9 protein-coding genes are annotated in these 12,890 nt (G+C 33.6%); 3 read left to right on the top strand and 6 right to left on the bottom strand.

Annotated elements, in window-relative coordinates; all coding sequences use genetic code 11:
- Positions 1-56 precede the first annotated feature (56 nt).
- Positions 57-980 carry a LysR family transcriptional regulator gene (locus tag ACFSSE_RS04295; RefSeq protein ID WP_379042403.1) on the bottom strand — a complete coding sequence of 308 codons (924 nt, stop codon included), beginning with the start codon at positions 978-980 and terminating at the stop codon, positions 57-59.
- 389 nt (positions 981-1,369) lie between these two features.
- On the opposite strand from ACFSSE_RS04295, the gene ACFSSE_RS04300 reads away from it, so the two are divergent.
- From ACFSSE_RS04300 to ACFSSE_RS04310, 3 genes are read left to right on the top strand one after another with little or no spacing between them, the layout of a single operon-like run.
- On the top strand, positions 1,370-3,040 hold the full coding sequence (locus ACFSSE_RS04300) for a peptidase domain-containing ABC transporter (protein ID WP_379042400.1): 1,671 nt from the start codon (positions 1,370-1,372) through the stop codon (positions 3,038-3,040).
- Between the two features lie 5 nt (positions 3,041-3,045).
- Entirely contained in the window at positions 3,046-4,389 is a 1,344-nt protein-coding gene (locus ACFSSE_RS04305; protein WP_379042397.1) for an HlyD family secretion protein, read from the top strand.
- On the top strand, positions 4,389-5,777 hold the full coding sequence (locus ACFSSE_RS04310) for a TolC family protein (RefSeq protein WP_379042394.1): 1,389 nt from the start codon (positions 4,389-4,391) through the stop codon (positions 5,775-5,777). Before ACFSSE_RS04305 ends, ACFSSE_RS04310 begins: the two co-directional genes overlap by 1 nt.
- A 234-nt stretch (positions 5,778-6,011) precedes the next feature.
- Here ACFSSE_RS04310 and araA read toward each other — a convergent pair whose 3' ends face one another.
- The 5 genes from araA to ACFSSE_RS04335 all read right to left on the bottom strand — a co-directional run bounded on the left by araA (position 6,012) and on the right by ACFSSE_RS04335 (position 12,756).
- Complete coding sequence (gene araA, locus ACFSSE_RS04315) at positions 6,012-7,502, bottom strand: L-arabinose isomerase (RefSeq protein WP_379042391.1); 1,491 nt, start codon at positions 7,500-7,502, stop codon at positions 6,012-6,014.
- 98 nt (positions 7,503-7,600) lie between these two features.
- Entirely contained in the window at positions 7,601-8,296 is a 696-nt protein-coding gene (locus ACFSSE_RS04320) for an L-ribulose-5-phosphate 4-epimerase (protein ID WP_379042388.1), read from the bottom strand.
- Positions 8,293-9,972, bottom strand: a complete 1,680-nt coding sequence (locus ACFSSE_RS04325; RefSeq protein WP_379042385.1) for a ribulokinase — start codon at positions 9,970-9,972, stop codon at positions 8,293-8,295. Before ACFSSE_RS04325 ends, ACFSSE_RS04320 begins: the two co-directional genes overlap by 4 nt.
- A gap of 10 nt (positions 9,973-9,982) precedes the next feature.
- Complete coding sequence (locus tag ACFSSE_RS04330) at positions 9,983-10,678, bottom strand: NUDIX hydrolase (protein WP_379042382.1); 696 nt, start codon at positions 10,676-10,678, stop codon at positions 9,983-9,985.
- 476 nt (positions 10,679-11,154) lie between these two features.
- The gene (locus ACFSSE_RS04335; RefSeq protein ID WP_379042379.1) at positions 11,155-12,756 is read right to left on the bottom strand and encodes an MFS transporter; all 1,602 of its coding nucleotides are present in this window, start codon (positions 12,754-12,756) and stop codon (positions 11,155-11,157) included.
- Positions 12,757-12,890: the final 134 nt, after the last annotated feature.

Below are 12,890 nucleotides of genomic sequence, written 5' to 3' on the forward strand. Positions count from 1 at the left end.
TGTTTTCTAGAAAAGCAGCGTTTAAGCTTTCCATATTTAGCATTCAGCATTTAAAATCAATACTTCTCATACCAATCAAATTTGCTATGTATAATATTCTCTTTTTCTTCTTTTAAATATTTTAAAAAGTTTTGTGCCGCTGGCGAGTGGTTTTTTCCTTTTAACCATATCAAACTCCAAGTAGAGGTTATAGGTAAACCCTTCACAGGGATAATTTGTAAATCATTATTATTTAGCTCATTTTTTACACCAATTAATGGCATAATAGAATAACCCATACCTGCTATAACTGCTTGTTTTACTGCTTCATTAGATGTTAATTCCATTTTTTTTAGGATAGATATATTATTTTTATCCATAAAATCTTGCATAATTTGTCTTGTACCAGAACCTTTTTCTCTAAAAATAATAGGTAAAGTGCTTAAAAGTGTTTTATCATAAATGGTTTTTTGATATTCATTTTTTAATCCACCCATTAAAAATAGCTTATTTTGTAAAAGGTCTAACTTTTCTATATTTAAAGTACTTGGCAAAACGGAAACCAGCGCAAAATCAACTTCATTATTTTCCAAACTTCTTAATACGCCCTTTTTATTAGTAACGTCAATTTGTAATTCAACACCAGCATGTTGCCCTACAAAATCAGTAATAAAAAAAGGCATTATATATTTCCCAGTAGAAACTACAGATAATTTTAGTTTGCCAGTTAATTGGCCTTTAAACGCTTGAGTTTTAAAGTTAATTGCATGAACCTGATTAAGGATATTTTCTGCCGCTTCTGCAAGTTCTTTTCCAAAATCTGTAATATAAATTCTGCGTCCAACAACCTCGGTTAACGGTATATCAAACTGTAATTGTAAATTTCTTAGCTGTATTGAAACTGCTGGTTGTGTTAAATGCAATTCTTCTGCAGCTTTGGTAACACTTTGTGTTTGTGCAATTTTTAAGAAAATCTGTAATTGATTTAACGTATAATTCATAATTATGTGTTATGTTTACTATTACAAGTATAAATAAAAACTAATGATTTAAAAAAGAGATTTTTGTAAAATTGGTATAGCGGTTATTTAATAATTATAGATAGCTAACCTAGGCTTATAATATTACTAATGTTTTGATTGTTTAAGAGTAAATGAATACCTAAAAGGTAACTTTATTGATGAATTAATACTATAATTATTAAATATCGTTTATTATTGAATTAATATTACAATAAATGCAATAAATACTTTAAAACTTTTAATAAAAGAAGATTTAAAACGTTAAATTTGTAATATTTATAAAAAGTTGTGGCTAATTAAAAATTTCCACCAAACATTAACATTAAAAAGGTTGTTTAAACCTCAAGTTCTATATAAAGAATAAAAGAATGGCAGAAAAAAGTTCGTTAAGAGCAGCAATAAAAAAACTATTTCAAGTAATAAATCTCGAAAAAGCTGAAATTCAAAGTGTGTACATATATGCTCTGTTAAATGGAATTATACTGCTATCCATTCCATTAGGTATTCAGGCAATTATCAATTTAATGTTTGGGGTAACTATTAGCACTTCTTTAATTGTTTTAATAGTTTTGGTAGTTTTTGGGGTTTTATTAAATGGATATTTCCAGATACAACAAATGCGCATGATAGAAAACTTGCAGCAGCATATTTTTACACGGCTAACGTTTGCATACTCTTACAGAATACCAAAAATAAAATTATCAAGTATTGACAATTACTACTTACCAGAGCTTGTAAATAGGTTTTTTGATACAGCAACATTACAAAAAGGTTTGTCTAAACTATTATTAGATTTACCAACTGCAACTATACAAATATTTTTCGGGTTAATTTTACTAGGTTTTTACCACCCAATATTTATAATATTTGGGTTTTTATTGTTTCTTGCAGGCTTGTTTATATTTTATCAAAGTAGTTCAAAAGGTTTTCAAACCAGCATAGAAGAATCTGACTATAAATATAGTGTTGCAAGTTGGTTAGAAGAGTTGAGTAGAAGTATAAAAACCTTTAAATTTAACCAACAAACAGACCTACACCTAAACCGCACAGATGAATTGGTTTCTGGTTATTTAGATGCTCGTAATAAGCACTTTAAAGTTTTAATTTTTCAATACAGAGTTATTATTGGTTTTAAAGTGATTATTACTGCAACAATGCTAGTTGTAGGTGCACTTTTGTTTGTTAATCAGGTAATAAATTTAGGGCAGTTTATTGCAACCGAAATCATTATTATAACAATAATTAATGCTTTAGAGAAATTAATTGTGAGTTTAGAATTAGTTTATGACGTACTAACATCATTAGAAAAAATTAATAAAGTTTTAGATAAACCGCAAGACCAAGATGATGCTTTAATAACACCAGAAAATTGGCAGTTTAAAGCTGCGGCAGAAATTTCTATTAAAAATTTATCATTTGGGTACGATAATAAAAATAAGGTTTTGAAAAATCTAAATCTTGAAATAGCACCAGGTGAAAAAGTTTGTATTAAAGGATTTGAAAATTCTGGTAAATCAACATTGCTGAAATTCTTAACTGGAATGTGGCCAAACTTTGAGGGTCAGTTTTTGTTCAATAGAAATCCAATTCAAAATATTTCTCCAGAAATATTTCATAGAGAAATTGCATTTCACTTTACAGAAGATGAATTATTTGCAGGTACCCTGTTAGAAAACCTAACATTAGGCAAACCTATTTCAAATTTCATGGAACTACAAAAAGTTGTAGCGTTGGTTGGTTTAAATGAATTTGTTAACGGAAGACCTGATGCCTTTGAGGCAATGTTAGACCCACAAGGCAAAAAGCTTTCTTTCAATATTGCACAAAAAATTTTAATAGCTAGGTGTATTTTAAAAAAACCATCATTGATATTATTAGATGAAGGTTGGATGAGAATAGACTCTGAAACGATAACGAAAATAACAGATTACCTTACCGCAAAAAATAGTGATTTCACTTTAATTGCAATTACAGATGATGATGAATTTGCCGCTAAATGTGACAAAGTTTACATCATGGAAAACGGTAAAATTAAATAAGAAACATGTTTTTACAATCTAAAACACATACAGATAAGTTAATGAAGTTTGGATCATTTGGAAAAATGATGATTAGCAAACCTTCTAATATTTTGTTTAAAGTATTTTTATGGCTATTAGGTTTTGCAACTATAGTGCTGCTATTGCCTTGGACACAAAATGTTCAATCAATTGGTACAGTTTCTTCTATTAGCCCAAATCAAAGGCCACAACAAATTAATAGTATTATTCCAGGTAGGATAATTAAATGGTATATCCGAGACGGACAAAGAGTAAATAAAGGAGATACTTTATTGCAAATAAGTGAGATTAAAGAAGAGTATTTAGATGAATCTTTACTAGAAAGAGTTGATGAACAAATTAACGCTAAGGGTGAAGCAGTGGAATTTTATAAGCAAAAAGCGGGTACTGCAAACCAGCAGGAAGACGCTTTAGTTAGTGCTTTAGGTTTCAAAATGGATCAACTTAGAAACAAGCTAGGGCAGTACATTTTAACAGTACAATCTGATAGTATGGCTTATAATGCGGCGATAAGTCAGCTTAAAATTTCTACAGAACAGCAAATAAGACAGCAACAATTGTATGATGCTGGTTTAAAATCTTTAACAGAATTAGAACAAAAACAACAATACTATCAAGATGCACTTTCAAAAAAAATAAGTGCAGAAAATAAATATTTTAACAGCAAGAACGAGCTATTAAACATTAAATTAGATTTATTTGGAGCAGAACAAGAGTACGGCGAAAAAATTTCTAAGGTTAACGGAGAACGTTTTACGGCACTTTCTCAGGTTTCATCAACAGAAGGAGAAATTGCAAAGCTCAAAAATCAGTTTCAAAATTACAAACAAAGACAAAGCTTTTATACTATAATTGCGCCTCAATCTGGGCAGGTTGTACAAACTGTAAAAGCAGGTTTAGGAGAAACTGTAAAGGATGGAGAAACATTAATGCAAATTGTACCCGATGATTTTGACGCAGCTGTAGAAATTGCAATTTCACCATTAAACATGCCGCTTATGTCTATAGGGCAAAAGGTACAACTACAGTTTGATGGTTTTCCTGCAATTGTTTTTTCTGGCTGGCCAGATGCATCTTATGGTGTTTTTGACGGTAAAGTCAAAGCTATTGATCAATCAACTGATTTGAATGGAAATTTTAAGGTATGGGTGGTTCCAAATGGTGGTAAAGCTTGGCCAAAAGAACTAAGATTTGGTGCAGGCGCAAAAAGCATAGCCCTTTTAAAAGATGTACCACTCATCTATGAGTTATGGAGACAGTTAAATGGTTTTCCACCAGAGTATTACCAACAAACTTCAGGAGTTTCGGATACTAAAAAGAAAAAATAATGAGATTAGGTTATTATTTGCTTTTCTTAATGGTTTTCTTTTGTTCTGAGCTAAAAGCGCAAACTTTAGATACGCTTACTTTTACTGATTTCATCAATATTGTAAAAATAAATCATCCGGTAACTGTGCAGGCAAAATTACTGGCAGATTTGGCTAAGGCAAGAAAAACACAAGCTTTAGGTGGTTTTGACCCAAAATTAGATGCTGAATTTGATAGAAAATTTTATGACGGTACAGAGTATTATTCTTTTTTAACGCCGCAAGTAAAACTACCTTTATGGTACGGGTTAGAATTAAAGGGCTCATACAGCCAAGCAGAAGGCTCATATCTTAATCCCGAGAGTAAATTACCTAGTGAAGGTTTAAGCTATGCCGGGTTAAGTTTTCAATTAGGTAAAGGATTGTTAATGGATAGCCGTAGGGCTGCGTTTAAGCAAGCTAGTATTTTTGAGCAATCAAGCCAAAATGAACAAGTTAGAATTTTAAACGATTTGTTTCAAGACGCCGCCGAGAACTTTATAAACTGGCAAAATAAATACCTAACGGCCCAAGTTTATGATAATGCACTAGGCTTAGCCAGAACAAGATATGAGGCAACAAGGCTAGGGTTTTTAGGTGGTGATAAACCGGCAATTGATACTGTAGAGGCAATGGTTAACGTACAACAACGCGAGGTACAATGGCAACAGGCTCAGTTAGAGTTACAACAGGCTAAATACATGTTAAGCACCTTTTTATGGTTAACAGGCAACTTACCAGTTGATGTTGAAAAGCTAAATATAATACCTTCAAACAACATTGAAGTCCCTTTAACGGCGCAAACTGACATTATTAATAACCCAAAGTTATTAAGCTATAATTTCAAAATTAGTGATTTGAATATTGAAAGAAGACTTAAAGCAGAAAGCTTAAAACCCGAGTTAGGTGTAAGTTTAGGATTACTTAATCAAGGCGGTAGTGCTTTAAGAAACATAAATCCTACGTATTGGAATGAGAATAATAAAGTGAATGTGCGTTTCTCTTTTCCGTTAACATTTTCTAAAGCTAGGGGAGATTTGGCAGAAGCTAAGATTAAAATTAGACAAACAGAATTAGAGCAAAAAGTAGTTGAAAATGATTTGCAAAATAAATTAAATCAGAATAATAGTGAGTTAATTGTCCTACAAAATCAGCTTAATGTGTTAAATAGAACTTACAGAGCAAGCGAGCAGTTGTTAAACGGGGAAGAAATGAAATTAAGACTTGGTGAAAGTTCTTTATTTATGGTAAATTCTAGAGAATCAAAATTGATAGAGGTAAAAGAAAAGCAGTTAGCTGTTGATGCCAAATTAAAGAAAGCACAAATGAAATCTTTGTGGTTAAAAGGTTTGTTATTTGAACTTTTATAAAAGATGGATTATTTTTCAGAATTATAAAGTAGAAACAAACTAAGTTGTAAGTACTGATTAATAAGCCTGCAAGATTTTCCTAATGGAGGCTCATTAAACCATACGTATTATATTATCCCTTATCCGCCACAAGGCCAAAGGTTTTAAATTGTTATTTTATATTTACATTTAACTCTTTTACAAAGCTCCCCAATTCAACGTTGAGGAGCTTCCCATACAAAAATATCCTTATCTCTATTTATAAAACACTTCACTCCACTTCAATTCTTTCTCAAACTGGTGAATCTCTGTGTGAGCATCAATAGTTACCAGCTCAATACCAGCCATTTTAGCGAAATCTCTAAAATAAGCGGTGCTTAAAGATTGGCTATAAACAGTGTGATGTGCGCCACCGGCATAAATCCATGCGGTACAAGCTGTATTCATATCTGGCAATGGTTTCCATAAAACACGAGCAACCGGCAATTTTGGTAATTCATATTCGGCATCTACAGCTTCCACTTCGTTTACAATTAACCTAAAACGGTTACCCATATCAACCAAAGAGGCATTTAATGCATTTCCAGCAGCTACGTTAAATACCAAACGAGCAGGATCCGCTTTGCCACCAATTCCTAATTCGTGAACTTCTAAACTTGGTTTTCCTTTGGCCAGCGAAGCGTCAATTTCTAACATGTGCGAACCTAAAACCATTGGGTTTTTCGGGTCAAAATGATAAGTATAATCTTCCATAAAAGCAGTACCGCCTTCTAAACCGGTTGCCATTACTTTACAAGCTCTTAGCAAAGCAGCGGTTTTCCAATCGCCTTCTCCAGCAAAACCAAAACCTTGTTCCATTAAACGTTGAGAAGCAATTCCTGGTAATTGTACCATTCCGTGTAAGTCTTCAAAAGTATCTGTAAAGCCTTTAAAACCACCATCAACTAAAAATTTCTTTAAGCCCAATTCAATTCTCGCAGCTTCAACAACTGATTCTCTTTTTGCACCACCTGCTAATAAATCAGCTGCTAAAGTGTAGCTTTCTTCATATTCTTTTACCAAAGCATCTACGTCAGTTTGCGGAATAGCGTTGATGATTGCAACCACATCGCCCACACCGTAAGTGTTTACAGAAAAACCGAATTTCATTTCTGCTTCTACTTTATCACCATCTGTAACAGCTACAAAACGCATGTTATCACCAATACGGGCAAATTTAGCGCCTTGTAAATCGTTCCATCCCGCAGCGGCCCTTGTCCAAACATTGATTTCTTCCAGCACTTTTTCATCTTGCCAAAAACCAACGACTACTTTTCTTTCGATACGCATACGCGAAACCATGAAACCAAATTCTCTGTCGCCATGTGCGCTTTGGTTAAGGTTCATAAAGTCCATATCAATGGTGCTCCAAGGAATATCACGGTTAAACTGAGTATGTAAATGCAGCATCGGTTTTTTAAGGATGCTTAATCCTCTGATCCACATTTTTGCCGGAGAAAAAGTATGCATCCAAGTAATGATACCGATACAGTTTTCAGCAACATTTGCTTGTGCAATGGTGTCGTAAATTTCGTCTGATGATTTTAGGATGGGCTTAAAAATAACTTTTACCGGGATGTTTGGCGCTTGGTCTAAAAACTTGGCTACTTCTTGCGAGTGTGCAGTAACTCGTTTTAATGTTTCATCACCGTAAAGGTTTTGTGTGCCAGTTAAAAACCAAACTTCTAAATTTTTTAAAGTATTCATTTTTATAATGTTTTATTTATTTTGTATCAAGATTTTAGTATCAAGTATCAAGAGCTTTTACAAATATTTTTAACTTTAGAGTTTTCACTTATTACTGCCTACTGCCCATAATAAGCGTCAACTCCGTGTTTTCTATCGTAATGTTTTTGGATTAAAGAGTCTTTCATCCTACTTACTTTGTCTTCAATTTGCTCTGTAAATAATGCCATTTGTGCAACGGCTTCTAAAACGGCACTGTTGTAAACTGCTTTTGCAGCAGTTTTTCCCCAAGAAAAGGGAGCGTGGTTACCAACCAAAATCATCTCCACTTCTTTATAGCTTAAACCTTTTTCGGTTAAATGATTAATAATTTGAAAGCCAGTTTCATACTCGTAATTACCTTTTATCATTTCATCATCCATTGGTGGGGCGCAAGGAATATCAACCGTTAAATGATCTGCATGGGTGGTTCCGTAGATAGGAATTGCCCTTAAGCTTTGTGCCCAAGCTGTTCCATAAGTGCTGTGCGTATGTACAATGCCACCAATGCTGTCCCAGTTTTTATATAAAACGGCATGTGTTTTTGTATCTGATGATGGTCTTAAATTTCCCTCAATGGTGTTGCCGTCAAAATCCACAATCACCATTTTTTCTGGCGATAAATCTTCATAAGGAACTCCGCTTGGCTTAATAGCAAAAACCCCTTGGTTTCTATCAGCGGCGCTAACATTACCGAAAGTAAAAAGTACTAAACCCAATTTGGGCAATTGCATATTTGCTTCGTAAGCTTCCTCTCTAATGCTTTTATAGTTCATGGCTTGGCGTTTAAATTCAAAGAATCTTCAATAAAATTTCCGGCGTTAATATAAGTTTGAAAACGCTTGGCGTAGATTTTTGCTTTTTCAGGATCTGGATGGTATTCAGCATCAAAACCTTGTCCCATTGCTTCCATTGCATCTTCCACTTTTGGGTAAATGCCAGCAACTGTAGCTGCAAACATAGCAGCACCAATGGCACAAGTTTGTTCAGATTTATGGATTTTTATCGGCATATCCATTACATCGGCCATCATTTGCATGATATAAGGCGATTTTTTTGCTACGCCACCTAAACCAATTAAACCCTCGACTTTTACACCTTGGTTAATAAACTGATTCACAATATTTTTTGCGCCAAAACACGTTGCTTCTACCAAAGCTTTAAACATTTTAACGGCATCTGTACCTAAATCTAACCCAAAAAATGCACCTTTTAACATTTGGTTGGCATTTGGTGTTCTTCTGCCGTTTAACCAATCAACGGCAAATTCATCTTTTTCTGATAGTTTGAGTTCGTTAGCTTTTTTGCTGAGTATAGGAATCAATTGCTCTTCAATTTGTGCAAGCATAGCTTCGGTTTCTGGAGTCTGGTTTTCTGAAAGAATATTTCTGATAGGCCATAAAAGCAAATTTTTATACCAAGCGTAAGCATCGCCAAAAGCAGATTGGCCTGCTTCTAAACCTGCCATTCCTGGAATTACAGAACCGTTAACCTGTCCGCAAATACCAGCAACTAATTTACCTTCCATGTCTTTATTTGGCGCAACCAAAATATCGCAGGTAGAAGTTCCCATTACTTTACTTAAATAATAAGGTTCTATTTGCCCGCCAACAGCGCCAAAATGGGCATCAAAAGCACCAACTCCAATTGCAACATTTGTACTTAGCCCCAATTTCTCAGCCCATTCTGCTGATAGGTTTCCAACTTTTTGGTCAGCTGTGTAAGTTTTCTGAAAAAGTTTGTCTCTGTAACCAGCCAAAATTGGATCAAGTGAAGTGAAGAAATCTTCTGGTGGTAATCCGCCAAACTCTTCTGCCCAAAGTGCTTTATGGCCAGCAGCGCAACGGCTTGCCTTAATATCTTTTGCGTTAGTTCCACCCGTTAATAAAAACGGTAACCAGTCACATTGCTCTACCCAAGCGTAAGTGTGAGCAGCTACTTTTTCATCTACTCTTAAAATATGTAAAAACTTTGCCCAAAACCATTCTGAAGAATAAATTCCTCCACAATAAGCTAAATAGTTGATGTCGAATTTTGCAGCATGTTGATTTATTTCTGCAGCTTCGCCAACGCCGGTATGGTCTTTCCAAAGTACAAACATAGCGTTTGGATTTTCTGAAAATTCTGGTAGTAAAGCTAATGGGATACCATTTTCGTTTACGGCAACTGGTGTAGAACCTGTGGTGTCAATAGAAATAGCTAGGATATTTTTTGCTATTTCAGCGCCAGCTTTCGCAATGGACTGCTTTATAGTTTCCGTTAAACCTTCGCTATAGTCAAGCGGGTGTTGCCTAAACTGACTTTGGGAAGCATCGCAATACAATCCAGCTTTCCAGCGAGGATAGTAATATACAGCCGATGAAATTTCGTTTCCGTTTGCGGTATCAACAATTACTGAACGAACTGAGTCCGTTCCATAATCTACCCCAATAACATATTTAGTTGTACTCATTTTCTTAATTTTACAAAGAGCTATAAGCCAAGTTTAAAAGAATATTAAAATTATAATGGTTAGTTTGTTTGTCTAATTGGTAATAGTAAGCGCCTTTTTTTGAGCTTGATTTGTCTTTTTCGTCTAGTTTTTTCAGGAGTTTACTAGCTAATAGTTTGCGACTGAAATTTCTTTTGTCAAAATTAGCTTCAAACACTTCTTCATAAAGTTGTTGTATTTGTGGAAGCGTAAATTTCTCTGCCAAAAGCTCAAATAATATAGGTTGCAAAGCAGCTTTTTTCTTAAGATGATTTCTGCCGGCAGTAATCATTTCTGCATGATCAAAAAGTAGATCAGGTACTTCTGTAATTTTGAACCACCTTGCTTCATATTCATGATTTAACTGTGTTTCAAATTTCGAAATGTCAATTAAGCTAGAATAAACTATACTGATTACCCGCTCTGTAGGGTCTCTATTATGCTTACTAAATGTCTTTATCTGTTCCATAAAAATACCATCCAACCCAGTAAGTTCTTTTAAAACCCTTGAAGCAGATTCGTCTGCAGACTCCTCTCCTTCTAAAAATCCACCCATTAAACTCCATTCATTTTGGTAAGGCTTCAGCTTTCTTTTTATCAATAATACTTTAAGCATTTGATTTTCAAATCCAAAAATCAAACAATCAACCGCTATTAACGATTTTATATATTTTGATGGTTCAGGCATAATTTATCTTAGAATTAACAAATATAAGTGTTAATTTGACATTTAAAAGAAAAGATTGTAATTTGTTATACTATAAATTAGGTGCTCCGTCAATTATGCACTAAGAAATGTTTTTAAATAGTTGGCTTGGCTTACTTAAATAGTGATTTCTGATTTATAGGTAAAACTAAGTTTGAGATACTTAAAGGTAAAATTTACTTTTCAAATTTATGGACTCAAAAATGAGTCCTTTCAATGAAGTATTTAATAAAAATAAAAACAGAGGAAATTAACATCCCCGTTGTTAAACAGCAAGGAAAGAATATCGTAAACATTTAATTGAAAAAGCTAAATCAGTAAGTATGCTTGCGCAGGAAAAAGTAATAAACCAATTAAAGAATGAATTAAAAAGCAAAAGAATGTCAAATATACACCAAGTTGCTCATTATACCTTTAAAAGAATATTTACGCTCGCCCTTAGCTAAAAACACCTCAATTTAATGACCGCCCTCAGCTTCAATTTTATTAACATCATAACCTTGCTTTTTCAATTCTTTGCTCACTTTCCAAGCGAAAAATAACAAATATACAAAGCAAATTACTGGAATAATATAAGAGAAATGTATGCCGCTTTCATCTGCTAAAATACCTTGTACAGGTGGAATTATTGCGCCACCTAATATCATCATAATTAAAAATGAAGAACCTTGGCTGGTAAATTTGCCTAAACCTGTTATAGCTAAAGAAAAAATACAAGGCCACATGATAGAACAAGATAAGCCACCGCTAATGAATGCATAAGTGGCAATTTTTCCGTCTGTTAATAAACCTATTACCATTGCTAAAGCTCCTAAAATAGAGAAAATTGCTAAAGTTTTAGCTGGCTTTTCTTGACTAAAGAAAAAACCAATAATCAAAACAACTACACAAATTACATAAATATACATTTGTGAAATGTCTGTACCAGTAACATGATTAAAAAAAAGTATAACTCCAAAAGCTAAAATTGGCACAAGTACGGTTAAAATTCTTTTAATATTTTTAGAAAGTTTAAAAGCACTTACAGCACCCGTCCATCGCCCAATCATTAAACTACCCCAGTACAAAGAAATAAATGGAGAAATTGCAGATTCGCTGTAACCACCAAAATTAGGTAGGTTTAGCAATGCACCCATATTACTTTGAATAGTTACCTCAACTCCAACGTAAGTGAAAATTGCAAGCATACCTAAAACCAGTTGTGGGTATTTCATTGCACCCCATCCATCTGGAGCTTTACTTGCAGATTTTGATGCAAAAAGCAGTGTTAGTACAATAATGGCAAGTGAAAGGTAAACAAATGTTGGTTTTGATAAGCCAGTTATACCTGTTAAAACATCGGAAGCCAAGATTAGCATGAAGGCGACGAACATTATAAATAAAGGCACATTTGTTTTAGGGCTGGCTTCAATTTGCTCATCGCTAGTTACTTTTGGTAGTTTAGATATTGCGAAAAATATGGCTACAGCAACAAATAAACCTGCTAAAATATAGTAAAGGTTATTAATAGATGAGATTTCTACTGCTATTGGAGAAATACCTGCGGCACTTCCGAACAGGATAACACTTACAATTATTGGCCCTAATATCGAACCAAAATTATTTACCCCACCAGCTAAATTTAACCTATCGGCACCGGTTTCTGGTGTACCTAAAGCAACTGCAAACGGATTGGCGGCTGTTTGTTGCAATGAAAATCCGATAGCAATTAAAAAGAAAGAAATAAGGATAAATGTAAATGAACCAGAATTAACTGCGGGAATCATTGATAGCGCACCCAATGCAGAAACAATTAAACCGTAAATAATACCGTTTTTGAAACCTATTTTATTTAAAATATCTACTTTAAATATTTGGGATGTATAATATAAAACCAAAGAACCTATAAAATAGCCACCGTAAAAAGTGAAATCAATTAATTGAGACTCAAATTGTGTTAAATTAAAGTGTGTTTTACAAAACGGAATAAAAATTCCATTACTGGCGGCTACAAATCCCCAAAAGAAAAATACAGTAATAAGGGTGTATAGTGCAGAACTATAGTTTTTTTGCTCAGTCATAAAAATTTTTTAATGTTTTGTAATTTGGTTTTTTCGTAATTTACAATATTATCAACATCAACTCCAAAATAAATTTGACGTTAAGTTTTACAGAAATTTTAATTTTACGGTAAACTTTTTTTAATGAAAAATTA

Origin of the sequence: Pedobacter alpinus, from assembly GCF_042684645.1 — a bacterium.
GTDB lineage: Bacteria > Bacteroidota > Bacteroidia > Sphingobacteriales > Sphingobacteriaceae > Pseudopedobacter > Pseudopedobacter alpinus.